This is a genomic window from Croceibacterium soli, from assembly GCF_009828065.1.
GTDB lineage: Bacteria > Pseudomonadota > Alphaproteobacteria > Sphingomonadales > Sphingomonadaceae > Croceibacterium_B > Croceibacterium_B soli.
The window spans coordinates 356,728-381,661 of the sequence record NZ_WTYK01000002.1 but is presented as its reverse complement, the minus strand read 5'-3'; the positions used below and the strand labels follow the sequence as shown (position 1 = coordinate 381,661).

Annotated in this window: 20 protein-coding genes and 1 tRNA gene; 10 read left to right on the top strand and 11 right to left on the bottom strand. The window is 67.6% G+C overall.

Annotated elements, in window-relative coordinates:
• The first annotated feature begins 97 nt into the window (after nt 1–97).
• The 7 genes from dapA (at nt 98) to alaS (ending at nt 10,079) form a co-directional block, all read left to right on the top strand.
• Nucleotides 98–979, top strand: coding sequence for a 4-hydroxy-tetrahydrodipicolinate synthase (dapA, locus tag GRI75_RS04955; protein WP_160745840.1), 882 nt, complete (start codon nt 98–100; stop codon nt 977–979).
• A 596-nt stretch (nt 980–1,575) separates the two neighbouring features.
• Entirely contained in the window at nt 1,576–2,058 is a 483-nt protein-coding gene (smpB, locus tag GRI75_RS04950) for an SsrA-binding protein SmpB (RefSeq protein WP_160745839.1), read from the top strand.
• 68 nt (nt 2,059–2,126) lie between these two features.
• Complete coding sequence (locus tag GRI75_RS04945) at nt 2,127–2,693, top strand: DUF2062 domain-containing protein (RefSeq protein ID WP_235911312.1); 567 nt, start codon at nt 2,127–2,129, stop codon at nt 2,691–2,693.
• An 88-nt stretch (nt 2,694–2,781) separates the two neighbouring features.
• The gene (locus tag GRI75_RS04940) at nt 2,782–5,157 is read left to right on the top strand and encodes a response regulator (RefSeq protein ID WP_160746011.1); all 2,376 of its coding nucleotides are present in this window, start codon (nt 2,782–2,784) and stop codon (nt 5,155–5,157) included.
• 137 nt (nt 5,158–5,294) lie between these two features.
• Nucleotides 5,295–6,365 carry a recombinase RecA gene (gene recA / locus GRI75_RS04935; protein ID WP_160745838.1) on the top strand — a complete coding sequence of 357 codons (1,071 nt, stop codon included), beginning with the start codon at nt 5,295–5,297 and terminating at the stop codon, nt 6,363–6,365.
• Between the two features lie 138 nt (nt 6,366–6,503).
• Nucleotides 6,504–7,346, top strand: a complete 843-nt coding sequence (locus GRI75_RS04930) for a class I SAM-dependent methyltransferase (RefSeq protein ID WP_160745837.1) — start codon at nt 6,504–6,506, stop codon at nt 7,344–7,346.
• Between the two features lie 72 nt (nt 7,347–7,418).
• Complete coding sequence (gene alaS / locus GRI75_RS04925; protein ID WP_160745836.1) at nt 7,419–10,079, top strand: alanine--tRNA ligase; 2,661 nt, start codon at nt 7,419–7,421, stop codon at nt 10,077–10,079.
• Here the strand turns inward: alaS and GRI75_RS04920 are convergent.
• From GRI75_RS04920 to cpdR, 9 genes are all read right to left on the bottom strand, one after another.
• Nucleotides 10,076–10,255, bottom strand: coding sequence for a hypothetical protein (locus GRI75_RS04920; RefSeq protein WP_160745835.1), 180 nt, complete (start codon nt 10,253–10,255; stop codon nt 10,076–10,078). The genes alaS and GRI75_RS04920 overlap by 4 nt on opposite strands.
• Before the next feature lie 109 nt (nt 10,256–10,364).
• Nucleotides 10,365–12,128, bottom strand: a complete 1,764-nt coding sequence (locus GRI75_RS04915) for a cation:proton antiporter domain-containing protein (RefSeq protein ID WP_160745834.1) — start codon at nt 12,126–12,128, stop codon at nt 10,365–10,367.
• 294 nt (nt 12,129–12,422) lie between these two features.
• The gene (locus tag GRI75_RS04910) at nt 12,423–14,033 is read right to left on the bottom strand and encodes a bifunctional GNAT family N-acetyltransferase/carbon-nitrogen hydrolase family protein (protein WP_160745833.1); all 1,611 of its coding nucleotides are present in this window, start codon (nt 14,031–14,033) and stop codon (nt 12,423–12,425) included.
• Nucleotides 14,034–14,040: 7 nt separating this feature from the next.
• On the bottom strand, nt 14,041–15,264 hold the full coding sequence (locus tag GRI75_RS04905) for an NADP-dependent isocitrate dehydrogenase (RefSeq protein WP_160745832.1): 1,224 nt from the start codon (nt 15,262–15,264) through the stop codon (nt 14,041–14,043).
• A gap of 78 nt (nt 15,265–15,342) precedes the next feature.
• Nucleotides 15,343–16,401 (bottom strand): NAD(P)/FAD-dependent oxidoreductase, encoded by a 1,059-nt coding sequence (locus GRI75_RS04900; RefSeq protein WP_268891496.1) that lies wholly within the window; start codon nt 16,399–16,401, stop codon nt 15,343–15,345.
• Between the two features lie 14 nt (nt 16,402–16,415).
• Nucleotides 16,416–17,102 (bottom strand): methyltransferase domain-containing protein, encoded by a 687-nt coding sequence (locus GRI75_RS04895; RefSeq protein WP_202389597.1) that lies wholly within the window; start codon nt 17,100–17,102, stop codon nt 16,416–16,418.
• Nucleotides 17,092–18,162, bottom strand: a complete 1,071-nt coding sequence (locus tag GRI75_RS04890) for a type III polyketide synthase (RefSeq protein ID WP_160745830.1) — start codon at nt 18,160–18,162, stop codon at nt 17,092–17,094. The genes GRI75_RS04895 and GRI75_RS04890 overlap by 11 nt, the downstream gene beginning before the upstream one ends.
• A gap of 94 nt (nt 18,163–18,256) precedes the next feature.
• A tRNA-Val gene (locus GRI75_RS04885) sits at nt 18,257–18,331 on the bottom strand.
• Nucleotides 18,332–18,412: 81 nt separating this feature from the next.
• Nucleotides 18,413–18,787 carry a cell cycle two-component system response regulator CpdR gene (gene cpdR, locus GRI75_RS04880; RefSeq protein WP_160745829.1) on the bottom strand — a complete coding sequence of 125 codons (375 nt, stop codon included), beginning with the start codon at nt 18,785–18,787 and terminating at the stop codon, nt 18,413–18,415.
• Nucleotides 18,788–18,907: 120 nt separating this feature from the next.
• Between cpdR and GRI75_RS04875 the strand changes: the two genes are divergently transcribed.
• Nucleotides 18,908–19,852: an N-formylglutamate amidohydrolase gene (locus GRI75_RS04875; protein WP_160745828.1), complete on the top strand. Its 945-nt coding sequence runs from the start codon at nt 18,908–18,910 to the stop codon at nt 19,850–19,852.
• A 177-nt stretch (nt 19,853–20,029) separates the two neighbouring features.
• On the opposite strand, the gene GRI75_RS04870 is transcribed toward GRI75_RS04875, so the two are convergent.
• Nucleotides 20,030–20,833, bottom strand: a complete 804-nt coding sequence (locus GRI75_RS04870; protein WP_160745827.1) for a SapC family protein — start codon at nt 20,831–20,833, stop codon at nt 20,030–20,032.
• Between the two features lie 66 nt (nt 20,834–20,899).
• Nucleotides 20,900–22,348 (bottom strand): FAD-binding oxidoreductase, encoded by a 1,449-nt coding sequence (locus GRI75_RS04865; RefSeq protein WP_160745826.1) that lies wholly within the window; start codon nt 22,346–22,348, stop codon nt 20,900–20,902.
• A gap of 130 nt (nt 22,349–22,478) precedes the next feature.
• Between GRI75_RS04865 and GRI75_RS04860 the strand changes: the two genes are divergently transcribed.
• Together GRI75_RS04860 and GRI75_RS04855 are read left to right on the top strand one after the other, a co-directional pair.
• Nucleotides 22,479–23,048, top strand: coding sequence for a hypothetical protein (locus GRI75_RS04860; protein WP_160745825.1), 570 nt, complete (start codon nt 22,479–22,481; stop codon nt 23,046–23,048).
• A 119-nt stretch (nt 23,049–23,167) separates the two neighbouring features.
• On the top strand, nt 23,168–24,550 hold the full coding sequence (locus tag GRI75_RS04855; protein WP_160745824.1) for a DEAD/DEAH box helicase: 1,383 nt from the start codon (nt 23,168–23,170) through the stop codon (nt 24,548–24,550).
• Nucleotides 24,551–24,934: the final 384 nt, after the last annotated feature.

Genomic DNA, 24,934 nt, shown 5'->3' with positions numbered 1-24,934 from the left:
GGTTCACTCCTTATCAGGCCCTGAACAAGCGTTCCACACGTGCCGATGTTCCCGCACGCCTTTTTCGCAGGCTGCACAAACTCAGGGGTTCAAGTAAATGTTTTCGGGCTCGATTCCGGCTCTGGTGACTCCTTTTCGCGATGGAGCGTTCGACGAGCCCGCCTTCCGCCGGCTGGTCGACTGGCAGATCGACAACGGCTCGACCGCGCTCGTCCCCGTCGGCACCACCGGCGAAAGCGCCACGCTCGACAACGACGAGCACCACGACGTCATCAAGGTCTGCATCGAACAGGCCGCCGGCCGCGTGCCGGTGATCCCCGGCTGCGGCTCGAACGACACCCGCACCGCGCTGTGGCACATGAACGTGGCGAAGGAGCTCGGCGCCGATGCCGCGCTACTGGTCGCGCCTTATTACAACCGCCCGAGCCAGGCCGGGCTGATCGCGCACTTCTCCTATCTCGCCGAGAACTGCGACCTGCCGATCATCCTCTACAACGTGCCTGGCCGCACGGTCACCGACATGCTGCCGGAAACCGTCGTCACCTTGGCCCGGCGCCACCCGGGCCGAATCGTCGGCATCAAGGATGCCAGCGGTGATCTGCAGCGCATCGTCCAGCACCGCACCGGCGCGGGGGAGGGGTTCTGCCAGCTTTCCGGCGACGACCCGCTGGCGCTCGGCGGCTATGCCTTCGGCCAGGTCGGCTGCATCTCCGTCACCGCCAACGTCGCGCCCCGGCAGTGCGCCGACTTCCACTCGGCCTGCCTCGCCGGCGATTACGACCGTGCCCGCGAACTCAACGAAAAGCTGTTCCCGCTGCACAAGGCCCTGTTCGCCGACGCCAGCCCTTCGCCGACGAAGTACGCCCTCTCGCGTCTGCACGACTGGATCACCGCCGACACCCGCCTGCCGATCGCACCGTGCAGCGACGCCGCCCGCGAAGCTGTCGATGCGGCGCTGGCCGGGCTGGGGCTGGTTTAAAGCGCGAGCGGCAGCATTTTTGAGCACGCAAAGGCGCAAAGCCGCGAAGCCATTTCGCGTCGCCGCACTGCAGTCCAAATCCTCCCCGGCACGGGGAGGGGGACCGCGCGCAGCGCGGTGGAGGGGGCCCGCGGCAATCGCTGCGCCAGGCGGCGGGCCCCCTCCGTCACCCGCTTTCAGCGGGCGCCACCTCCCCGTCCCGGGGAGGAGTTGAAGGCCCGGCATCTTCGCAAAAAGCACAAGTCCTTCGCGCCTTTGCGCCTTCGCGTGAAACAAATCCTCCCCGGCACGGGGAGGGGGACCGCGCGCAGCGCGGTGGAGGGGGCCCGCCGCAATCACTGCGCCCTGGGGCGGGCCCCCTCCGTCACCCGCTTTCAGCCGGCGCCACCTCCCCGTCCCGGGGAGGAGTTGAAGGCCCAGCATCTTCGCAAAAAGCACAACTCCTTCGCGCCTCTGCGCCTTCGCGTGAAACAAATCCTCCCCGGCACGGGGAGGGGGACCGCGCGCAGCGCGGTGGAGGGGGCCTGCCGCGATCGCTGCGCCAGGCGTCACGGGGCTTTGCTTCCGCCGGGGCAGCGCCTACATGGCGCTCCCTTATGGCGCGCCCCAAGACCTCCAGCTTCGACAAGCAGAAGACCGTCGCCCTCAACCGGCGCGCGCGGTTCGACTATTTCATCGAGGAAACCTTCGAAGCCGGGATCGCGCTGTCGGGCACGGAAGTGAAGTCCCTGCGCTTCGGCGACGGTTCGATCACCGAATCCTATGCCGAGATTCGCGACGGCGAATGCTGGCTGATCAACGCCAACATCCCCGAATTCAGCCACGGCAACCGCTTCAACCACGAGCCGAAGCGCCCGCGCAAGCTGCTGCTGCACGCGCGCGAGATCGAAAAGATGATCGGTGCGGTGGAGCGCAAGGGGATGACCCTGGTGCCGCTGTCGGTCTACTTCAATTCGCGCGGACGGGCGAAAGTCGAGCTGGCGCTGGCCAAGGGCAAGCAGGCCCACGACAAGCGCGAGACGATGAAGGAACGCGACTGGAAGCGCGACAAGGCGCGGCTGCTGCGCGACCGCGGTTAAGCCCCCGTTCGTCAGGTCACTCTTAAGCGCGCCTTTCGCAGCCTGTTTAATGGTGTATGGAGCGCGGCATGCGCAAGCGGATCAGCGATTGGGTCGGGCGGCGGGTTCCGTCGATGCCGACGCGTGAGGACATGGCGGGCAACCGCTGGCTCGCGCCCATTGCGCATCGCTTCCTGAGCCCGGAGCTGTGGCGCTTCACGCGCCGCTCGGTCCCGCGCGGAGTCGCCCTCGGCATGTTCGCCGCCTTCATCGTTCCGGTGGGGCAGATCTTCCTGGCCGCGTTCCTGGCGCTGCCGACGCGGGCCAACGTGCCGCTTTCGGCGCTGGTGACGTTCATCACCAATCCTTTCACGCTGCCGTTCTGGCTGATGATCGCCAACAAGGTCGGCGGTTTCGTTCTGAAGATCGATGCGGTCACCGGCGGCGCGGCCCAGACCCATCTCCTCAGCGGGCAGTGGGAGGATTTCGGCTGGTTCCTGAAGACCGCGGGGGTGACGGCGTTCGGCTTCATCGTGCTGTCGATCCTCTGCTCGGCGATCGGCTACCTCGTCTCGGGCTTCATCTGGCGCGGTGTCGTGGCGCGTAAATGGCAGCGCCGGGGGCGGCGGAGTACGTCGCTGACGCCTGCCGAATGACGGGCGCGATCCGGTGAGCCTGCTGGCGGAGAAGCCTTCGGGGCGGCTGACCGACACTTTGGCCGTAGCCGCCGCCGCTCTCGCCAGCATGGCGCTGGTGCAGTTCGCCACCGGATCGCTGGCGGTGACGCTCGCCTTCGCCGGCGGGCTCGTGGTGCTGGGGCTGGTCGCGTTCGCCGCGGCCCGCGGCGCCTCGGCGGCGCGGGCGGTGCCGGCGGCCGAGATCCCCGACTGGTCGGTGACCGTGGCGGCCATCGAGCAGCCGGGCATGGCCGTCGCCGTGACCGACCGGGCGAACCGCCTGGTCTGCGCCAACGCCGCTTACGAACTGTGGTTCGGCTCTTCCTATGCTCCCCCCCGGCTGCAGGTCGACGGCGCCTCGGCCGAAGGCCTCGCGCGCGCCGCGCGCGCCGCCTGGCGAGATGGAGCGGGCGAAAGCCAGACGATCGCCGACGAGGAGAACAGCTGGACCGCCAGCGTCGTCCGCGCCGGGCGGGGCGAGAACTATCTCGTCTGGCGCTTCGCCCCCGTGACGAAGCAGGAACCGCTGAACGCCGTCGTCAAATACGTCACGGGCGCCTTCGGCCAGATCCTCAGCGCCGCGGGCATAGAGGTCGCGGTCGTCGGTCCGGACGGGGTGATTCGCGCCGCCAGCCCCGGCTTCGCCCGCCGCGCAGCGGGCGACGAGAAGGCCAGCATGGCCGGGCAGGACTTCACCACGCTGCTGCGCTCCGACGACCGCGACCGGATCTACTTCGCCCGCGAAGGGCGCAAGGGTTCGCCCCAGACTCTCGTGCACGTGCCGCTGACGGACCCCGGTTCCAGCGACGTCGCCGCCGATCAGGTGCCGGCGCTGATGCTGCTGATCGACATCGGTGTCGGGATCGGCGGCTGGGGTAACGAATCGCGCGGCCAGGCGCCGCAGCTGGAAGCGCTGCTCGAGCAGTTGCCCATCGGCCTGGCGATGACCGACCGCGACGGCCACTTCCTGTTTGCCAACCCGGCCTTCAAGCGCGCCGCGGGCGTCCAGGGCAGGCACCTGCCGCCATACCCTTCGGACCTCGTGGTCCCGGAAGACAAGACGGCGATGTCCGACGCCGTGCGCCGCTACGGCCAGGGCGCCGCGTCGAGCGGGGACATGGCCGTGCGCTTGCGGCACCAGCCCGACACGCCGGTATCGCTCGGGCTCGCCGGGGTGCGCGGGCTCGGCGATGCGGCGGTGCTGCTCAGCCTTGCCGACACGACCGAGGAGACCCGCCTCAAGCACCAGGTCGCCCAGGCGACCAAGATGCAAGCCGTCGGCCAGCTTGCCGGGGGCGTGGCGCACGATTTCAACAACGTGCTGACGGCGATCATCGGCTACTGCGACCTGATGCTGCTGCGCCACATCCCGGGGGACAGCGACTACGACGACATCCAGCAGATCAAGGCCAACTCCAACCGCGCCGCCTCGCTGACCCGCCAGCTCCTCGCCTTCAGCCGCCAGCAGACCCTGCAGCCGGAGGTGATCCAGCTGCCCGACGTGATCAGCGAGGTCGGCCAGCTCCTCAAGCGCCTGCTCGGCGCGAAGATCACCTTGCGCACCCACCACGACCGCGAGCTCGGCCCGGTGCGCGCCGATCCGCGGCAGCTGGAGCAGGTAATCGTCAACCTGGCGGTCAACGCCCGCGATGCGATCCAGTCGCGCGGTGGGGAGAATGCCTCCGGCACGCTCACTTTCGCCACGCGGCGCGTGAACTCGACCGACATCCGCCGCATGCGCGACAACGAGATCATCCCCGCGGGGCACTATACCGCCCTGATCGCCGAGGACACCGGCGGCGGCATCCCGCCGGAGCATCTGACCAAGATCTTCGAACCGTTCTTCACCACCAAGGAACAGGGCAAGGGCACCGGGCTCGGGCTTTCGACGGTCTACGGCATCGTCAAGCAGTCGGGCGGGTTCATCTTCGCCGACAACGTCACCGGGCCAGACGGGCGGATCAAGGGCGCCCGCTTCACCATCTATCTGCCGGTCCACCAGATCACGCCGGACGATCTGGAGAAGGAGAAGCGGATCGAGGAAGCGAGCAACTGGTCCGGCGGCGGGCGCATCTTGCTGGTGGAGGACGAGGACATGGTCCGCGCCGTCGCCGAACGCGCGCTGACCCGCCAGGGCTATACCGTGACCACCGCGCGCGATGGGGACGAAGGCCTCGAAATCGTCCGCGCCGGCGGCGAGTTCGACCTGATCGTCAGCGACGTTGTCATGCCCAGCATGGACGGACCGGCGATGGCCCGCGAAATCCGCAAGCTCGCACCCGGCCTGCCGGTGCTGTTCATGTCCGGCTACGCCGAGGAGCAGCTCCGCCGCGAGATCGACTTCGAAGGCGTCCACTTCATCCCCAAGCCCTTCAGCGTCCAGCAGATCGCCGCGAAAGTGGGCCTCGTGCTCGGCGGTCAGCGGAGCGGGGCGGGGCTGTAGGACAGTCCTCACCGGTTTCTGAGAAGTAATTTCGTTCTCCCCTTGTTCCACCAGAACAAATAGGATACATCGCAAATCCGACAGGAACTGGGGCCATAACGGACCCGAACCCTAGTCAAGCGATGGAGGCATATGTCATGGCGGCTTCAAATCTTAAGCTGGTGGAAGGCAAGACCGTGGATTTGGACCGTCAGAAGGCGCTCGACGCAGCGCTCGCACAGATTGATCGCGCGTTCGGCAAGGGTTCGGCGATGAAGCTCGGCTCGAAGGAGACGATGCAGGTCGAAGCGATCTCCAGCGGCTCGCTCGGGCTCGACATCGCCCTCGGCGTCGGCGGCCTGCCGCGCGGTCGGGTTATCGAAGTCTACGGGCCGGAAAGCTCGGGCAAGACGACCCTCGCGCTGCATGTCATCGCCGAAGCGCAGAAGGGCGGCGGCACCGCGGCGTTCGTCGATGCCGAGCATGCGCTCGATCCGGTCTACGCCAAGAAGCTCGGCGTCGATATCGACGAGCTGATCGTGTCCCAGCCCGACACCGGTGAACAGGCGCTCGAGATCGTCGACACCCTGGTGCGCTCGAACGCGATCGACGTGCTGGTGGTCGACTCGGTCGCCGCGCTGGTCCCGCGCGCCGAGATCGAAGGCGAGATGGGCGACAGCCACGTCGGCCTCCAGGCCCGTTTGATGAGCCAGTCGCTGCGCAAGCTGACCGGCTCGATCAACCGCTCCAAGTGCATGGTCATCTTCATCAACCAGCTGCGCATGAAGATCGGCGTGATGTACGGCAACCCGGAGACGACGACCGGCGGTAACGCATTGAAATTCTACGCTTCGGTCCGCCTGGACATCCGCCGCACCGGCCAGATCAAGGACCGCGACGAGATTGTCGGCAACACCACACGGGTAAAGGTAGTAAAGAATAAGGTCGCCCCCCCGTTCAAGCAGGTCGAATTCGACATCATGTACGGCCAGGGCATCTCGAAGATCGGCGAGATCCTCGACCTCGGCGTCAAGGCCGGCCTGGTCGAGAAGTCGGGCAGCTGGTTCTCCTACGATTCGATTAGGATCGGCCAGGGCCGCGAGAACGCCAAGCAGTACCTCAAGGACAATCCCGAAGTTTGCGACAGGTTGGAAGCTGCGATCCGCAGCCGCACCGAAGCTGTCGCCGAGGAGATGATGACGGGGCCGGACGCGGACTCCGAAGACTGATCCTCAGCCGGCGCGTCGCTTCCGGCGTGCCGCACCGAACCGGGGCCGGCGCGAGTTGCCTTACGGGGCGCGCGCCGGCCTCTTCGCATGTCCGGCCGGTTGCCCTAAGTATCGGGCTCTCTGGAACGGGAGGTGGCGGTGCAGTCAGGCAGTGTAACGGTCGGTGCCGACGAGTGGCTCGGGCGGACCGGAAACAGCTGGGCGGCGGAATGGCGCCGCACCGATCGCAGCTTCGGCGTCCTGACCGAACGCCTCCTCCAGCGCACCCGCGAGTACCGCTGCGCGTCCGTGCTGGACATCGGCTGCGGAGCCGGCGAGCTTTCGCTCGCCATCGCGCGCGGCCGTCCGAAGAGCCGCGTGGTCGGCGTCGACATCTCGCCGCAACTGGTGGCAGTTGCCCGCGAGCGGGGCTCGCAACTCGGCAACGCGACATTCGAGGAGGCCGACGTCGCCGCATGGAAGCCGGCGGAGCCGTTCGCGCCCGACATGCTCGTCTCGCGGCACGGCGTGATGTTCTTCGCCGATCCGGTCGCGGCCTTCGCCAACCTCCATGCCGTCGCCGCGCCCGAAGCCGGCCTGCTGTTCTCCTGCTTCCGCGCGTGGGAGGAGAACCCCGCCTTCGCCGACGTCGCCCGGCTCCTGCCCGTGCCGCCGCCGCCGCCCGCCGCCAATGCGCCGGGCCCGTTCGGCTTCAGCGATCCCGCTCGCGTGGAGGCCATTCTCGCGCGCTCCGGCTGGACCGGCATCGCGTTCGAATCCTTCGACTTCCCGATGATCGTCGGCGCAGGCGAGGATCCGGTCGAAGACGCCTGCGCCTACTTCTCCACGATCGGCCCGGCCGCCCGCGCGCTGCGCGAACTGGACGAGGACCGCCGCGTCGCCTTCTTCGCCAACCTCCGTGATCTGGCTCGGCGGAACATGCAGGAAGGCCTCGTCGCCTTGCGTGCCGCGGCCTGGATTGTCACGGCCCGGCGCGGCTGATCGTTTCCGTCGCTCGCCTCGTCCGGTTTAATACGCTTGTCGCGGGCGCGCTCGCGCCCTAATTCGCCCGGCATGCACTCGACCAACGACATTCGCCGGACCTTCCTCGATTATTTCGCGGGCAACGATCACCTGCCGGTGCCGTCCGCGCCGCTGGTGCCGTACAACGATCCTTCGCTGATGTTCGTCAACGCGGGCATGGTGCCGTTCAAGAACGTCTTCACCGGCCTGGAGACTCCGCCGGCACCGCGCGCCGCGAGCAGCCAGAAGTGCGTCCGCGCCGGCGGCAAGCACAACGATCTCGACAACGTCGGCTACACCGCGCGCCATCTCACCCTGTTCGAGATGCTCGGCAATTTCAGCTTCGGCGACTACTTCAAGGAACGCGCGATCGAACTCGCCTGGGGCCTGGTCACGGGCGAGCTTGGCCTGGCCAAGGATCGCCTTACGGTGACGGTCTACCACACCGACGACGAGGCGTTCGGCCTGTGGAAGAAGATCGCGGGCCTCCCTGAGGAGCGGATCATCCGCATCCCCACGAAGGACAACTTCTGGGCCATGGGCGCCGACGGCCCGTGCGGCCCGTGCTCGGAGATCTTCTGGGATCACGGCCCCTCCGTCGCCGGCGGCCCTCCGGGATCGCCCGACGAGGACGGCGACCGCTTTGTCGAAATCTGGAACCTCGTGTTCATGCAATACATGCAGGAAAACGACCAGATCGTCGGCGACCTGCCGCGCCCCAGCATCGACACCGGCATGGGGCTGGAGCGCATCGCCACCGTGCTGCAGGGCGTCCATAACGTCTTCGAGACCGACACCTTCCGTGCGCTGATCGAAGCGAGCGAGGAACTCGCCGGAGCGAAAGCCGAAGGCGAAGCGCTCGCCAGCCACCGCGTGATCGCCGATCACCTCCGCTCCACCAGCTTCTTGATCGCCGACGGCGTGCTGCCGTCCAACGAAGGCCGCGGTTACGTGCTGCGGCGGATCATGCGCCGGGCCATGCGCCATGCGCACCTGCTGGGCGCCAGCGATCCGCTGATGCACCGCCTGGTTCCGGCGCTCGTCAGCGAGATGGGCCAGGCCTATCCCGAGCTCGGCCGGGCGCAGCCGCTGATCGAAGAGACGCTGCAGCGGGAAGAGACGCGCTTCCGCCAGACCCTCGACAAAGGCCTGCGCCTGCTCGACGAAGCGACCGACGGAATGGCCGAAGGTGCCGAACTTCCCGGCGAAACTGCCTTCCGTCTCTACGACACGTTCGGGTTTCCTTACGACCTGACCGAGGACGCGCTGCGGGACCGTAACATCCGCGTCGACCGTGCCGGTTTCGATGCGGCAATGGCCCAGCAGAAGGCGGCCGCGCGCGCAGCGTGGAAGGGCTCGGGCGCGACTGCCGACGAGGACGTGTGGTTCGACATCGCCGAGCGCGAGGGTTCCACCGAGTTCACCGGCTATGCCTCGACCGAAGGCGAAGGCCGGGTCGTCGCGCTGGTCGTGAACGGCAAGGAAGTCGCGCAGGCCGATGGCGGGCAGGAGGTGATCGTCCTGACCAACCAGACGCCGTTCTATGGCGAGAGCGGCGGCCAGACCGGCGACGCCGGGCGCATCAGCGGCGACAAAGGGCTGTCCATCAAGGTCGAGGATACCGCCAAGCCGCTCGGCCGGCTGCACGCCATGCGCGGGACGATCGAGAGCGGCACGATCGCTTTGGGCGACACCGTGCACCTGGCAGTTGACGCCGAGCGCCGCGACCGCGTTCGCGCCAACCACTCGGCAACCCACTTGCTTCACGCCGCCCTGCGCCACGCGCTCGGCGAGCACGTGACGCAGAAGGGCTCGCTCGTGGCGGAAGACCGGCTGCGCTTCGACTTCTCGCACCCCAAGGCGCTGAGCCCGGCGGAGCTCGCGGCGATCGAAGCCGAAGTGAACGCCGAGATCCGTCACAACGAGCAGGTCACCACCCGCCTCATGAGCCCGGACGATGCCGTCTCCGCCGGTGCGCTGGCGCTGTTCGGCGAGAAATACGGCGAGGAAGTGCGAGTGCTGTCGATGGGCCGGACGACCGAGCCCGGGCGCAACTATTCGGTCGAGCTGTGCGGCGGCACCCACGTGCGCGCCACCGGCGATATCGGCCTGTTCCGGATCATCTCGGAAAGCGCGGTCTCGTCAGGCGTGCGCCGGATCGAGGCGCTGACCGGCGAAGCCGCGCGCCAGTGGGTCGTCGGCCGGGAGGAGACGCTGAAGGCGGTGGCCGCGGCGCTCAAGACATCCCCCGAAGAGGTCGAGGGCCGGGTCGCCGCGCTGGTCGACGAGCGCCGCAAGCTCGAACGCGAACTGGCCGAGGCGAAGAAGCAGCTCGCGCTCGGCGGAGGCGGAGGAGCCGCGCCGTCGGCGGACGAAGAGTTCGGCGGAGTGAAGTTCTCAGGTCAGGTCTTCGAAGGTATGAACCCGAAGGAACTGCGCGGCCTGCTCGATGAAGCCAAGAAGCGCATGGGATCGGGCATCGCGGCGATCGTCGCGGTGAACGAAGGGCGCGCGGCGTTCGCCGTGGGCGTGACCGACGATCTGACCGAGCGGTTCAGCGCCGTCGAATTGGTCCAGGCCGGTGTCGAGGCGCTCGGCGGCAAGGGCGGCGGCGGGCGGCCGGACATGGCGCAAGGCGGCGGCCCCGACGGCGACAAAGCCGCCGAGGCTCTCGATGCCGTCCGCCGGGTGCTGTCCGCGGTAGACGCTTAGCCGCGGTTGCCGGAGGTCCCGCGCTGCGCCGGGCCGCTTCCGCGGCTCGTGTCCCAGCGCTCCGGCGCGTTGTGCTCATCGACCTGGGTTCCCTTGATGGAGCCCTGATCCTCGTCGGTCTGGTTCTGCGGTTTCTGGTCGGCTGTCGGGTCGGGGTTCTGCTTGCCATCGGCCATGTGCGTCTCTCCTTTCGCATGACCAACGGTCACAGCCGCGGATCGGTCCGCGCCGAGCGGCGATCCGCCCTGCGAGACCGCCGTTGCGAGTATACGGAAGGGGACGAGGTCAGCTCTCCGCCGTGCTCGTGCGCAGCTTCGGCTTGTGCTCCAGCGCCGCGCCCTGGCGGATCCGCTCGCGGAACTCGTCCCGCTTCTCGTGGATCGAGGCGATCACCGGGCCCATCGGCACGCCCAGATCGACCAGCACGGCCTCCGACAGCTGCAGCGAGCTTTCCAGCGTCTCCGGAACCGCGGTGCTGGCGCCAGCCTTGTACAGCTCGGCGGCATGGATGCTGTCGCGCGCGCGGGCGACGATCGGCAGGTCCGGGTAGGCGGAGCGCAGCTTCCGGGTGATCCGCTGGGCGAGGATCGGCTCGTCCATCGTCAGGATCACCGCGGGGGCGCGCTCGACGCCCAGCCTTTCGAGCACATCGGCGCGGGCGGCGTTGCCGAACACGGCCTTGTACCCTTCGCGCTTGCAGCGCTCGATCAGGTCGGCATCGGAATCGATTGCGAGGTAGGGCTGATCGTGGCGGGTCAGCATGTCGGCGACGAGCCGGCCCACCCGGCCGAAGCCGAGGATGATGACGCGCGGTTCCTCGCCGTCTTCGGAGAAGCCTTCGAACTTCGGCTGCGGCTCCACCCGCCGAGCCACGACTTGCCCGAGCCGGGCGAGCAGCGGTGTGATGGTCAGGCCGATGGCGGTGACGATCTGCCAGAACTGCGCGGTGCCGGGCTGGATCAGCAGGGCGCTGCTCGCCGCCGCGAGCACGATGAGGGTCGTCTCAGACGGGCTAGCCATCAGGATGCCCGTCTCCGTCGCTGTGCTGCGGCGAGCGCCCATCAGTCGCAGCAGCACGCCGGTGACGATCGCCTTGAGCGTGAGCACGGCTACGACCGCCAAGGCGATGCTGCCGAGGTTCTCCCAGATCGTCCGCACGTCGATGCCCATGCCGACCGTCAGCAGGAACACGCCCAGGGCCAGGCCCTTGAACGGCTCCATGATGCCGGCGACTTCGGCGTGATACTCGGTCTCCGCGATCAGCAGCCCGGCCAGCAGCGCGCCGACGATGGGTGAGAGGCCGACGAGCGCGGTCGCCAGGCTGGCGCCGATCACCACCAGCAGCGTCGCGCCGAGGAACACCTCCGGGCTCTTCGTCCGCGCCGCCTGGGCGAACAGGCGGGGCAGGGCGAAGCGGCCGATGACCATCATCGCGATCACCACCAGCAGTCCCTGCCAGACCGTGTCGAACAGGCCGTTGAGACCGTCGGCCTGTGCGTAGGGAGCCATGGCGCCGAGCATGAAGATGATCGGGACGATGGCGATATCCTCGAACAGCAACATCGACAGCGCGGCGCGGCCGACCGGCGTCTGCGTCCCGGTCATCGGCAGGACGAGCGCGGTGGAGGACAGCGCCAGCGCCAGGCCGAGGCCCACAGCCCCGGTCCAGAATTGCCCCATCATCGAAAGGAACGCGGCCAGCAGCGTCGATATGACCAGCAGCTCGAGCGCGCCGAGGCCGAACACCAGCTTGCGCATGGCCCACAGGCGGTTGAACGAGAGCTCCAGCCCGATCGTGAACAGCAGCAGGATGATGCCGAGTTCGGCGAAAGGCTCGAGCCGCTCCGGATCGGTGATCGTGACGTAGAACAGCCACTCGTGCTCGTAGACCATCCCGCCGAGCCCGTAAGGCCCGACCAGCAGGCCGACGAGGATGAAGCCGATGACCGGCGTGATCCGGAAGCGCGCGAACAGCGGAATGACGATCCCCGCCGCGCCAAGGATCACCAGCGCGTCCGACATCACGGGCGAGAGCGTTTCTGAATGCATTACGCCGTTCTATGCAGACTGCCCGTGGCGGAGACAACGCCCGATCCTGTGACAAGGAAGCCCCCTCCTCTCCCGAGGAGGGGATTGGGGGTGGTGGGGGCGCAGTGTGATGTTGCGCACTACCGCGGCACCACCCCGCTGCGACTAGGCTCGCCTACGGCTCACCAAGTCTCGCTGGCCCCTCCTCTGAAGAGGAGGGGCGGTCGGAACCTGGAGCGGCGAAGAAGCCCCCTCCTCTTTAGAGGAGGGGGTTGGGGGTGGTGGAGGCGCAGCGAGACGTCGCCGCTGCCCCAGTCACCCGCCGCCGGGGCCGCCTTTGCGCGTAGGAGCAGGGCCGTCGGGCTCTGTGGCGGCGTGCGAGCCTTTGTCCCATTCGATGCGGTAGAGGTCGAAGCGCCGGTCGGCGAGGTTGCGCACCGTGCCTTCGGCGCGGGCCCAGGAGAGGTCGGCCAGGTTGACGTCGCTGATCGTGAGCGTCTCGACGTTCTCGCTCGCTTCGGCGGCGATGCCGTCGCGGGCGAAGGGGAAGTCGCAGGGCGTGAGGATGCAGCTCTGGGCGTACTGGATGTCCATGTTGGCGACGTTGGGCAGGTTGCCGACGTTGCCGCTCATCACAACGAAGCACTGGTTCTCGACCGCGCGGGCGGCGGCGCAATAGCGCACCCGCATGTAGCCCTGGCGGCTGTCGGTGCAGAACGGCACGAAGATGATCCGCGCGCCTTCGTCCACCAGGCGGCGGGCGAGTTCCGGGAACTCGGCGTCGTAGCAGATGAGCACGCCGATCGGCCCGCAGTCGGTCTGGATCACATCGATCGCATCGCCGCCGTGGATGTTCCACCAGTAGGCCTCGTTCGGCGTGGGGTGGATCTTCTCCTGCTCGTGAACCGATCCATCGCGCAGGCAGACATAGGCGACGTTGTGGATGTCGCCGTCGTCCATGCGCGTGGGGTGCGATCCGCCGACGATGTTGATGTTGAAGCGCAGGGCCATTTCCGACAGCGCCTTGCGGATGCGCGGCGTGTAGCGGCTGAGCGCCTCGATCGCCTCCATCGGGGAGAGCTCTTTCTCCTCCGCGCTCAGTAGCATGAGCGTGAACATCTCCGGGAAGAGGATGAAGTCTGCCTCGTAATCCGCTGCGACATCGACGAAATATTCGACCTGACCGATGAACTCGTCGAAGTCCTTCACCGCACGCGCCTGCAACTGGCAGGTGGCCAGGCGGACGCTCTCGACATCGCGGGGAACGCGGAACTGCGGGCTTTCGTCCTGATCGACGAACGGATTGCGCCAGATCATGTGGACCGCGTGCCCGCGGGAGCGCACGTCTTCCGGAAGGTAGTTGGTCAGGACGCCGATCGGCTCGAACCCGTTGGCGAGCTGGAAGCGCAGCACGGGGTCGTGCAGCTTGCCGGCGACAACCTGGTCGAGATACTCCTGCGGGCTTTCCACCCGCCGCCACAGGCGCTTGAGGTTGGGCATGCGCCCGCCGAACACGATACCGCGCAGTTCGAGCCGTTCGGCCAGCTTGCGCCGCTCTTCATAGAGGCGGCGGCCGATCCGGGTGCCGCGCACCTTGGGATCGACGCACATCTCGTAGCCGTAAAGGAAATCGCCGGTCGGATCGTGCCGGCTGCCGTAGCCGTTGCCGGTGATCTCGTCCCAGGTATGCGGCCGAAGCGCCTTGTCGGCGGCGATGCGCATCGATGCGCAATAGCCGATGAGCTTGTCGTCGAGCACAGCGACAAAGCAGCCGTCGGGGAAGTTGTTCAGCTGCCCGCGGATCTCGCCGAGCGTGTACGGCTCGAAGTCCCCGTAGACCCGCTTGGCCAGGGCGGCGATCGACCGGGCGTCGGCGGGTTTCGCCTGCCTGATCTCCAGCCGCGCCTTGGCCTTGCGTTCGGTCATCGGGATCTCACTGCCAGCCGGCCATCTCCGTCTCGAGATTGTCGACGATCGCCTGGAAGAACTGTTCCGTGGTCATCCAGGGCTGGTCCGGGCCGATCAGCAGCGCGAGATCCTTGGTCATCTTGCCGCTTTCGACGGTCTGGATGCAGACTTTCTCCAGCGTTTCGCCGAAGCGCACCACGTCGGGCGTGTTGTCGAACCGGCCACGGTAGATCAGGCCGCGCGTCCAGGCGAAGATGCTGGCGATCGGGTTGGTGCTGGTGGACTTGCCCTGCTGGTGCTGGCGGTAGTGGCGGGTGACGGTGCCGTGGGCCGCTTCGGCCTCGATGGTCTTGCCGTCCGGGGTCATCAGCACGCTGGTCATCAGGCCGAGCGAGCCGAAGCCCTGGGCCACCTGGTCCGACTGCACGTCGCCGTCGTAGTTTTTGCAGGCCCAGACGAACTTGCCGCTCCACTTCAGCGCGCTGGCGACCATGTCGTCGATTAGGCGGTGCTGGTACTCGATCCCGGCTTCGGCGAACTTCTCCTTGAAGCCTTCGGTGTTGAACACCTCCTCGAACAGATCCTTGAAGCGGCCGTCGTAGGCCTTGATGATCGTGTTCTTGGTGGAGAGGTACAGCGGCCAGCCGCGATCGAGCGCGTAGTTCATGCTCGAACGGGCGAAATCGCGGATCGATTCGTCAAGGTTGTACATCGACATCGCGACGCCGGGGGCCTGGAACTGGTAGACTTCGCGGTCGATAACTTTGCCATCTTCGCCTTCAAAGACCAGGCGAAGTTTGCCGGGGCCGGGCACGAGGAAGTCGGTCGCGCGGTACTGGTCGCCGAACGCGTGGCGGCCGACGACGATCGGGTCGGTCCAGCCGGGGATCAGGCGGGGCACGTTGTCGATCACGATCGGCTCGCGGAAGATCGTGCCGCCGAGGATGTTGCGGATCGTGCCGTTGGGGCTGCGGTACATGGCCTTGAGGCCGAACTCCTCGACCCGCGCCTCGTCCGGCGTGATCGTGGCGCACTTCACGCCGACGCCGTACTGCTTGATGGCGTTCGCGGCGTCGACGGTGATCTGGTCGTCGGTCTCGTCGCGCTTCTCGACGCCGAGGTCGTAGTACTTCAGGTCGACGTCGAGGTAAGGCAGAATCAGTCGCTCGCGGATCCATTGCCAGATGATCCGCGTCATCTCGTCGCCGTCGATCTCGACGATCGGGTTCGCAACCATGATTTTCGCCATGCGGGAGTCCTGTCGTTCCTGAAGTGAGGATTTGCCGCGCTCTTAGGCAGCGCGGCCGGGGAGCGCAAGCGAGGGTCTTCAGGCGATCCGAGTCGCTGCCATGAGTGGGGCGATCAGGCCCGGCACGAGGCGTGCGGCGGCGAGCCCGGCGTGCGCGGCCGCGGGCGTTTCGGCGAGGCTCCACGCCGCACCGGCCCAGCGCATCGAATCCTTCACGGACTCGTAGAACTTGCGCTGGAAGGCCGGTGCTGCCGCGGGACCGCCCTGCAGCCAGGCCTCGGCTGCGGCGATCCCGCTGGCGAGCGCGATGTCGATACCTTCGCCTGCAAGCGAGGGGATCACCGCCGCCTGGTCGCCGAGGCGGAACAGGCCCGGATCGGTGGTGCTGGCGCTCCAGCCGTAAGGCACGGCACCGATCGTCTCGATGGCCCCCTCGCGCCATCCGGGTTCGAGCCGCAGGGCAAAGTGCGGGTGCCGCGCGGCCAGGTTGGAGAGCAGGTCGACCGGGTTCCCTCCCGCTTCCGCCAGAAGCGACTTGCGCACCGCCAGGCAGAGATTGGCGCTGGCGCCTTCCTGCAGCACGACGCCCGCGTAGCCGCCGTCGAACAAGTGCAGTTCGATGGTCCCGGCAAGGCGCTTGGCGAGAGTCGCGGAAGGACGGAAGCGCAGGCGGATGCCGAGCGCCGGGTCGTCGGTGGGGCGGGGGCGGGTGACTCCGCGGACGTCGTGCTTGCCGGTGGCGAGGAACAGGCTCTCAGGTCGCCACTCGCGCTGTCGTCCGAGCACGTGGTGGCCGTTGACCTGCCGGATGGTCTCCACGATCGGTTCGGCCCCCGCTTCTGTTGCTTGGCGGCGCAGCGTGCTGTCGAGCGTCTTGCGCGAGAGGCCGAAAGCCCGCCGTGGCAGAGGGATCTCCACCGGCCGTCCGCTGCCGAACAGGAGCAGCCGTTCGACGGCGTGGGCTCCCAGCGCCTCTGCATCGATGCCGAGACCGCGCAACCGCTCGGCCGTGGCCCAGCTCAGGAACCCGCCGCACAGCACGTCGCCGGCTTCGGCGTCGCGGTCGACCAGCAGGGGGTGGGCGCCGGAGCGGGCCAGCACGATGGCGGCGGCGCACCCGGCTGGACCGGCACCCAGGATGAGCGGCGGCGTCAGCGGATCTTCTCCACGCAGAGCCGGAAAGGGAAACGGCGGCGCACCCGCGCGCCTGCCACGCCCGCCTCCGCGAGGATCGGTGGCCATTCGGCCGGGCGGTAGCTGCGCGCGATTGACGTCGTGCCGTCGAGGCGGACCACGCGGTGCCAGCCCATCGCGCGGGCCAGCAAGGGGTAACCCGACCAGGCGAAGCCGTGGCGGTGGAGGTCGTTGATGAACCAGCCGGTCCGGGCTTCCCGGTCCATAAACGTGAGGAAACCGGTCAGCTGCTCATGGCTCATGTGATGCGCGACGAGGCTGGAGACGATGAAGTCGAAGTGCTCGCCCGCCAGCGTGGCATAGTCGCCGGCGAGATAGCGGATCGGCGCGGCGGGGGAGGGGATCGCTTCGGCCACGGCAACGCTGCGCGCGTTGAGGTCGATGCCGGTCAGGTCGGCAGCAATGCCGCGTCTCCGCGCCCAGCGGGCAATCCGGCGAAGCATGTCGCCGCTGCCGAACCCGACGTCGAGCAGGCGGAAGGACTTGCGCCTGCCGACCGCGCGGCGGAGGAAATCGAGCGTGGGGCGGTAGGCGCGGGTGGTGCGGTTGACGCGGGCGAGGTCGGTCAGCACCGCGTGGTAGGTTGCGGCGTCGAGCGCCGGGTCGTCCATCAGCTCTTCGGCCTGGAGCCGTTCAGCCAGCATCGCCTTCGGTCCAGCTGAAGCGGAACCCTTCCATCGCCATGCCCGGTCCGAAGGCCATGGCGACACCGCTTTCCGGCTTCTGCGCCATCAGCCGCTCGATGACGAACAGGACGGTGGCTGAGGACATGTTGCCGCAGGCGCGCAGCACCTCCCGCGAATCTGCCAGGCCTTCCGGCGGCAGGGCGAAAGCGCGCTCCACCGCGTCGAGGATCGAGCGGCCACCGGGGTGGACCGCCCAGGCTTCGATGGCGCTTGCCTCCGCTCCGCCGAGGATCTCCGCGGCGAGCTCCGGCTCCGCCAGCGCATGGGCCAGGCGGCCGGGCACTTCGCCAGAGAGGTTCATCACGAAGCCGCTGTCGCCGATCGTCCAGGTGATCAGCCCCTCGCTATCGCCGATGGTGGCCGAGAGGGCTTCGCCGATTGTCAGGCCGGGCCCCTCAGCCGATACGATCGCCGCCGCCGCGCCGTCGCTGAACTGCGCCATGGCGAGCATGGCTTCAAGCCGCGCGCCTTCCTGCAAGTGCAAGCTGCACAGCTCGACCGCGACAACCAGCACGCGCGCCCCCGGCTCGGAGCGGACAAGGTGGCCTGCAGTCCGCAGCGCCGTGGCTCCGGCATAACAACCCATGAAGCCGATCACCAGGCGCTCGACATGGCCCGGCAGGCCGAGTTCGCGGGCGATGATCTGGTCGATTCCCGGCGCGACGAAGCCGGTACAGCTGGCGACGACGAGATGAGTGATAGTGCCGAGTTCCGGCAGCCCGGCGATTGCCTGCAGCGCCAGCTTCGGCGCTTCGCGGGCGTAAGCCTCCATCCGCTCGCCGGTCGAGGGAGGGGTGCCCCTGGTGTAGAAATTCCCCGGTTCCAGTCCGGCCGAATCGCCGAGCACCGACCAGCGGTGCTCGATCCCGGACCGCTCGGCCATTCGGCCGAACAGCCGCGCCTCGCGCGGGTCGGTGAGTTGCTGCCGCGCCCACTCACGATAATCGCCATCGACGTCGGTCGCCGGGATGGCGCTGGCAATGGCGTTGATGCGCGCGACCGGCCTCGAATTGGGCATTATGCCGAGATAGGAGCCGCTGGCGCGAAAGTTAGGGGAAGGGCAGCATGGCCAAATAAAAAAGGCGCCGCAGCAGCGACGCCCTCTTTGCCGATGGTGGGCGTAGCAAGGATTGAACTTGCGACCCCCGCGATGTCAACACGGTGCTCTACCACTGAGCTATACGCCCGCACCATCGGTATGCCCGGTGGATCGCTCCACCCGCGGCAGGCGCGCCCTCTAGCGCCGCGCCATCAAGCTGGCAAGTGCGTTAGAGCGCCGCGAACGCCAGTTCCCCGAACATCTGTTCGACCTCGAGCACGAGATCCTTCAGGTGGAAGGGCTTCGACAGCACTCTGCTCTGCGGCGCCTCCCGGCTTGCGCGGAGCGCGACGGCGGCGAATCCGGTGATGAACATCACCCGCGTGCGGGGGCTTACCTCGCTGCAGCGCTGGGCGAGTTCGATCCCGTCCATCTCGGGCATGACGATGTCGGACAGCAGGAGATCGAAATCCTCCTCCTCCAGCAGCGGCAGAGCCGCCGTTCCGCGGTCGACCGCGACCACGCTGTAACCCGCATTCTCGAGCGCGCGGGAGAGGTAGGCGCGCATCGCCTCGTCATCTTCTGCGAGCAGAATGCGGATCATCGAACGTCCCCTTGTTTGTCGAATTACCGGGCAGGTAGCTCACTGTGGCCGGTCACGTCTTTCCCGTTTTCGGCACTGCCCTGCTTTGACACAGCCGGGCGGGAGGGGCAGCTAGCGGAGATGGATCCAGTCGCGGTGCAAGGGGGCGATTCGCCCGGCGAGGGAGGGGGGCGCATCCCCGGGTTGCCCGGCGAACCCGCCTTCACATTGGCGCGCCGCCATCCCTCACCCATCCCGGTGCTGATCGCCGTCCCTCATGCCGGGCGAAGCTATCCCGCAGCGCTGATGCAGCAGATGCGCGACCCTGAGCTCGCCGCCCTCAAGCTCGAAGACCGCTACGTCGACCTGCTCGCCCGCGCCGTCTCCCAGCAGACCGGCGCCGGGCTGCTGATCGCCCATGCGCCGCGCGCGATGATCGATCTCAACCGCGCGCCGGAGGACATGGACTGGGAGATGCTCGCCGGCGGCGGCGAGCATCCGCGCGGAAGCTTGCGCACCGGGCGCCGGGCACGTGGCGGTCTCGGCCTGGTTCCGCGCCGCCTGCCGGGCCTGGGCGAGATCTGGCGTCGTCCGATCACGCAGGACGAGCTTAGCGATCGCATTTCCGGGGTTCACGCACCTTACCACAGTGCCCTGGCGGTCGAGATGGCGGCGCTCAAGGCCCGCTGGGGCGCGGCGCTGCTGATCGATCTTCATTCGATGCCGCCGCTCGGGCCCAAGCGCGGAGCACAGGCCGCTGCCGACATCGTGATCGGCGACCGCTTCGGCAGTTCGTGCGACGGGATGCTCTGCGCGGCGGCGTTCGATCATCTCGCGGCTGCCGGACGGCGGGCGGCGCACAACCGGCCTTACGCGGGCGGATATGTGCTCGACCGTCACACGGCACCGGCGCGAGGATTTCACGGTCTGCAGCTCGAGATCTGCCGGGAGATCTATCTCGACCGGGGCCTTCGCGAGCCCGGCGCGGGCTTCGACCCTGTCGTCACGCTGCTCGGCGGCCTCGTGCGCCGTCTGGCGAGCGACTTCGCCGGGCTCGGAGGCGTCACGCGCCAGGCGGCGGAGTAGACAAGAAAAAACCACCTCGTGCAGAAGCACGAGGTGGCCAAGGTTCAGGGAGGAGGCACGCCGAAGCGCGCCTATCCGAGCGGGCCATGAGGGAAGCGCCGCCCGGACATCACCTAGATAGAGCCAGCCTCCGATTGTGCAAGGGGCCGGGATTGTCGCAAATTGTCGCTCGGCGCGTCAGGCGCTCGCTTCGACATTTTCGAGCGCGGCGTTGCCGCTGCTCGCGGCCGGGCCCTTGCCCTGTTCCGTCTGCTTGGCGAAGATCACGCGCATCAGGTCCAGCGAGAACAGGTGCGCGTAGATCAGCGGCAGCATGCCGTTCTGGTTCCAGGTGCGCAGCTGGTCGCCGCGCAGTTCGCGCAGCTTGTCCTGGTTGATCATCTTGAACCCGCGATAGACGTAGGGCTTGTCCGGCTCATCGGCGCGCTGGATCGCCAGTTCGCCGTCCATCAACAGGTCGGCCTTCTTCAGCTCTTCCATGAACGACTGGGTCCGCGCACCGGCTTCCTCGAAGTTCTGGCAGAACTGCAGCAGCCCTTTGGTGTGCTCGCTCGGCTGGTCGCCCTCGAACAGCGGATTGCCCTCTTCGCCTTCGCCGACGATGTCGCTCGTCGGATCGAAGCAAAGCGACATGTCTTCGGAGTTCGGGTTCAGCCGGGCCAGGAGGAACGGGAACCGGCGGATGTAGGCCGGGACGTAAGCCGGCGTGGTCATCTGCCCTTCGTCGTCGAAGAACACGTTGACGCCTTCGTTGAGGCCCATGAGCGCCAGCGGAACCGGCTGGTCGCCGCCCGAGAACACGATCGGGAAATCGCGGAGGGCCAGGGCGAACTCGTCGGTCGTGATCGGCACTGCATGCTGCCCGGCGACCCACGGGGCCTTGTCCACCGAACGGGCGCGCCAGCTGGCGTGGTCGCGACTGTTGAGCGGGGCGAGGTCGTTATAGAACAAGGGCAACTGGGGCTGCGGCGCGCTGGCCATCTGGTCTCTCCGAATTATGACGTATTTGCCCGGTGCCCAGGGCGCCGCGCTCTCGAAGCCGCGGCCTTAAAAGGTTGCCGCGCCCGGCGCAAGCGGCACCAGCTTGCCCGGATTGAGCAGGCCTTGGGGGTCGAGAGCCTGCTTGATCGCGCGCATCAGATGAAGGTGCACCGGGTCTCCGAGCCGGCCGAGCTCGTCACGCTTAAGCTGCCCGATGCCGTGCTCGGCACTGATCGATCCGCCCCATTCAGTGACAAGATCGTGCACGAAGCTGCTGATTTCCTTGCCTTGGTTCGCCTCCCAATCGCCGCGAACGGCGCCTGTCGGGGCGAGCACGTGGAAGTGGACATTGCCATCCCCGAGATGGCCGAACGCCACCGCCAATGTGCCCGGAAAGCGCGCCTCCACTTGCGGCGAGGCTTCGGCGATGAACGCCGCCATTCGTGCGACCGGCACCGAGATGTCGTGCTGCATCGCCGGGCCGATCGCGCGCTCCGCCGGGGCGATCTCGTCGCGCAGCAGCCAGAAGGCCTCCGCTTGCGTCTCGTTGGCGGCGATCGTGGCGTCCTCCACCAGCCCGGCTTCGAAGGCGCTTTCCAGCAACTCTTGCGCAAGTGCGGGCAGGGCTTCGGCTCCGGAGCGATCCGCGGCGAGTTCGATCAGCGCGTGCCACTCGTGCTCCCCCTGCAGGGGTGAGCGCGTGCCCGGCATGTGCGCGAGCACGGCCTGGAGGCTGTGGCGGGGCAGGATCTCGAACCCTTCGAGCCTGTCGCCCGCGATCCGCTCCGCGTGCAGCAGCAGCTCGCGGGTGTCGGTCACCTTGGCGAGCCCGGCCCAGAGCACGGCCCGGTCCACGAGCGCCGGCACCAGGCGCAAGGTCGCCGCGGTGACGATCCCGAGCGTGCCCTCGGAACCGATCAGCAGCTGCTTTAAATCGAACCCGCGATTGTCCTTCTTGAGCGGGACGAGAGCGTCAAAGACGCTGCCGTCGGCCAGCACCGCCTCGATACCCAGCACTTGCGCGCGCATCGAGCCGTGGCGCAGCACTTGCGTGCCGCCGGCATTGGTCGAGATCAGCCCGCCGATCGTGGCCGATCCCTTTCCGCCGAGCGTGAGCGGGAAGCGCAGCCCTTCGGCCGCCGCCGCCTCGTGCAGCGTCTGCAGGATTACCCCGGCCTCGCAGGTGACCTCGCGCGCCTCTGTATCGAGGCGGCGGATCGCGTTCATCCGCCGCAGCGAGAGAACGATCGCGGTGCCGCTTTCGTCCGGGGTCGCGCCGCCGGACATGCCGCTGTTGCCGCCCTGCGGCACGATCGGAACGCCGTGCGCCGCGCAGAGCGCGACCAGCGCCGCTACTTCGGCGGTGGATGCCGGCGAGGCAAGGGCCAGAGCCTGGCCGGTGAAGCGTCCGCGCCAGTCGGTCAGCCACGGGCGCACGATTTCGGGGTCGCGAGTGAGGCCGCGCGGTCCCAGCAGGTCGGCGGCTTCGGCGAGGAATGTCTCGGGCGCATTCATGGCGGCGATGTGCCAGCAGGCGCGCCGGCTTGCAAAGCAAAAACGAGGAGTTAAGCCATCATTCAAGCGATTGCGGCAAGGTGGCGAGCGACCGGCCGCGCGTCGCATCCGCCAGGTACCAAACCGCCGCATGAACACATTCGCCGTCTTTCTCGCTTCCGCCACCCTGCTTGCGCCGGCCCTGTTCGGTGCGCTCAAGGATGGCGAGACGGCTGCGCACAGCGTTCCCAAGGCAGAGACGCCGAGCCTCGGTTTTCAGCAGCAGATGCCGGAGCCGTTTCGCAAGTTCGAGGACGGGTTCCGCCCGCAAGTGCAGGAACAGGTGCGGATCGAGCGGCGCGTGATCATTCGCATTGCGCCGAGCCCGCCTTCCGCCCGCGAGGAGATGCTCTCCCGTCTGCCGCGCCGCGAAATGGCGAAGCGCTACCAGGAAGAAGAACTCGACGGCTGCGTGCCGGTCGAAAGCATCGCCGGCTCCGCGCCGCTGCCGGAAAACCGGTTGCTCCTGTTCATGCGCGACCGCCGCGTGCTCAGCGCTTCGCTGGAGCGGGCTTGCAGCGCGCAGGCGTTCTATTCGGGCTTCTATGTCGAGCGCAACGGCGACGGCATGCTCTGCTCCGGGCGCGACCGGCTGCAATCGCGTGCCGGGGCCAGTTGCGAGGTCGCGCGGCTCAACCGCCTGGTCGCGGTGCGCGACTAGGGCTGACTTCCTTGACTTTCGCCCGTCCTGGTGCATAGGGCGCGGCACTGTGGCCTGGGGAATTTGCCCTCGCGCCGATCGGGCGGGCAACCGCCCACGAACCCGGACATTATACGCCTATGAACTTCGCCGATCTCGGCCTTTCTGACGAATTGCTGCAGGCGGTCGAAGCCGCGGGCTATAGCGAGCCGACTCCGATCCAGGCCCAGGCGATCCCGCAGGTCCAGATGATGAAGGACCTGATCGCGATCGCGCAGACGGGCACCGGCAAGACCGCCAGCTTCGTCCTGCCGATGATCGACATCCTCGCCCACGGCCGCCGCCGTGCGCGCATGCCCCGTTCGCTGATCCTTGAGCCGACCCGCGAACTCGCGCAGCAGGTGGCGGAGAACTTCGAGAAGTACGGCATCAACCACGACCTGAAGATGGCGCTGCTGATCGGCGGCGTGCAGATGGGCGACCAGGTCAAGGCGCTGGACGAAGGCGTGGACGTGCTGATCGCCACCCCCGGGCGGCTGATGGACTTGTTCGAACGGGGCAAGATCCTGCTGACCGGCTGCGACCTGCTGGTGATCGACGAAGCCGACCGCATGCTCGACATGGGCTTCATCCCCGACATCGAGTTCATCTGCGAGAAGCTGCCGGCCAATCGCCAGACGCTGCTGTTCTCGGCGACGATGCCGCCGCCGATCAAGAAGCTGGCCGACAAGTTCCTGACGAACCCGAAGTACATCGAGGCGACTCGCCCCGCGACGGCCAACATCAACATCGTTCAGCACAAAGTGGCGGTCACCGCGCGCAAGAAGCGCGACGTTCTGTGCCACATCCTGCGTACCGACAACGTCAGCAGCGCGGTGATCTTCGCCAACCGCAAGACCACCGTGCGCGATCTCAACAAGAGCCTGAAGCGCGATGGGTTCGCGACCGGCGAGATCCACGGCGACATGGACCAGGGCAGCCGCATCGCGGAACTCGACCGGTTCAAAAAGGGCGAAATCAACATCCTCGTCGCCAGCGACGTCGCCGCCCGCGGGCTCGACATCAAGGGCGTCAGCCACGTCATCAACTATGACACGCCTTGGCACCCGGACGACTACATCCACCGGATTGGGCGGACCGGCCGTGCCGGAGCCAAGGGCCGTGCCTTCACCCTGGTCACTCCCGAGGACGAGGAGGCGATCGCGAACGTCGAGAAGCTGACCGGGCTCAAGATCCCCGTGTTCGACCTCTCCGGCGGCGCCGCTGAAGCCGAGCCGATCGCGCTTGAGCCTGCCGCTGTCGAGCCGGCGCCGCGCGAACGCAAGGAGCGCCCCAAGCGCGAGAAGCGCCGCGAAGAGCCGCGGCAGGAGCGCGAGGCGGAAGTGCCCGCCCAGTCCAGTTCTGAGCCCGTAGCCAAGCCGGCTGCGACACAGCGCCCCCGGCGCAAGGAGCAGGACGACAGCGAGCCAGGCGACTGGAACGGCCCGGTCCCCGGCTTCCTGACCAGGTCCGCGCTGCTCTAGTACTTCAGCGCCGCGCTAGCGTCCTTCGACAAGCTCAGGACGAACGGAGAGGGTTGAATGCGACCCCGTTCGTGAGCCTGTCGAACGAGGAGGCACCAGTTATCGTGCTTCGACAAGCTCAGGACGAACGGAGAAGGTAGAACCGAAACCCGTTCGTGGTGAGCCTGTCGAACCACGGGAGGCACGCGCTTTCGTCCTTAGACAAGCTCAGGACGAACGTTTGCGGGTAAGGGCACGGGCCTCATGCCTGTACACCACCCCCGTTCGTGGTGAGCTTGTCGAACCACGCGAGGCGCGCGCTTTCGTCCTTAGACAAGCTCGGGACGAACGGATGCGGGTAAGGGCACGGGCTTCATGCCTACACACCACCCCCGTTCGTGGTGA

Excerpts from the sequence above, each read along its gene's own strand:
- GRI75_RS04910 (WP_160745833.1), bottom strand. The coding sequence starts at position 14,033 with ATGACCGAACGCAAGGCCAAGGCGCGGCTGGAGATCAGGCAGGCGAAA.
- GRI75_RS04860 (WP_160745825.1), top strand. The coding sequence starts at position 22,479 with ATGAACACATTCGCCGTCTTTCTCGCTTCCGCCACCCTGCTTGCGCCG.
- GRI75_RS04940 (WP_160746011.1), top strand. The coding sequence starts at position 2,782 with ATGGCGCTGGTGCAGTTCGCCACCGGATCGCTGGCGGTGACGCTCGCC.
- GRI75_RS04855 (WP_160745824.1), top strand. The coding sequence starts at position 23,168 with ATGAACTTCGCCGATCTCGGCCTTTCTGACGAATTGCTGCAGGCGGTC.
- GRI75_RS04915 (WP_160745834.1), bottom strand. The coding sequence starts at position 12,128 with ATGCATTCAGAAACGCTCTCGCCCGTGATGTCGGACGCGCTGGTGATC.
- dapA (WP_160745840.1), top strand. The coding sequence starts at position 98 with ATGTTTTCGGGCTCGATTCCGGCTCTGGTGACTCCTTTTCGCGATGGA.
- smpB (WP_160745839.1), top strand. The coding sequence starts at position 1,576 with ATGGCGCGCCCCAAGACCTCCAGCTTCGACAAGCAGAAGACCGTCGCC.
- GRI75_RS04890 (WP_160745830.1), bottom strand. The coding sequence starts at position 18,162 with ATGCCCAATTCGAGGCCGGTCGCGCGCATCAACGCCATTGCCAGCGCC.
- GRI75_RS04875 (WP_160745828.1), top strand. The coding sequence starts at position 18,908 with ATGGATCCAGTCGCGGTGCAAGGGGGCGATTCGCCCGGCGAGGGAGGG.
- GRI75_RS04945 (WP_235911312.1), top strand. The coding sequence starts at position 2,127 with ATGCGCAAGCGGATCAGCGATTGGGTCGGGCGGCGGGTTCCGTCGATG.
- GRI75_RS04870 (WP_160745827.1), bottom strand. The coding sequence starts at position 20,833 with ATGGCCAGCGCGCCGCAGCCCCAGTTGCCCTTGTTCTATAACGACCTC.
- GRI75_RS04865 (WP_160745826.1), bottom strand. The coding sequence starts at position 22,348 with ATGAATGCGCCCGAGACATTCCTCGCCGAAGCCGCCGACCTGCTGGGA.
- cpdR (WP_160745829.1), bottom strand. The coding sequence starts at position 18,787 with ATGATCCGCATTCTGCTCGCAGAAGATGACGAGGCGATGCGCGCCTAC.
- GRI75_RS04905 (WP_160745832.1), bottom strand. The coding sequence starts at position 15,264 with ATGGCGAAAATCATGGTTGCGAACCCGATCGTCGAGATCGACGGCGAC.
- recA (WP_160745838.1), top strand. The coding sequence starts at position 5,295 with ATGGCGGCTTCAAATCTTAAGCTGGTGGAAGGCAAGACCGTGGATTTG.
- GRI75_RS04895 (WP_202389597.1), bottom strand. The coding sequence starts at position 17,102 with ATGCTGGCTGAACGGCTCCAGGCCGAAGAGCTGATGGACGACCCGGCG.
- alaS (WP_160745836.1), top strand. The coding sequence starts at position 7,419 with ATGCACTCGACCAACGACATTCGCCGGACCTTCCTCGATTATTTCGCG.
- GRI75_RS04920 (WP_160745835.1), bottom strand. The coding sequence starts at position 10,255 with ATGGCCGATGGCAAGCAGAACCCCGACCCGACAGCCGACCAGAAACCG.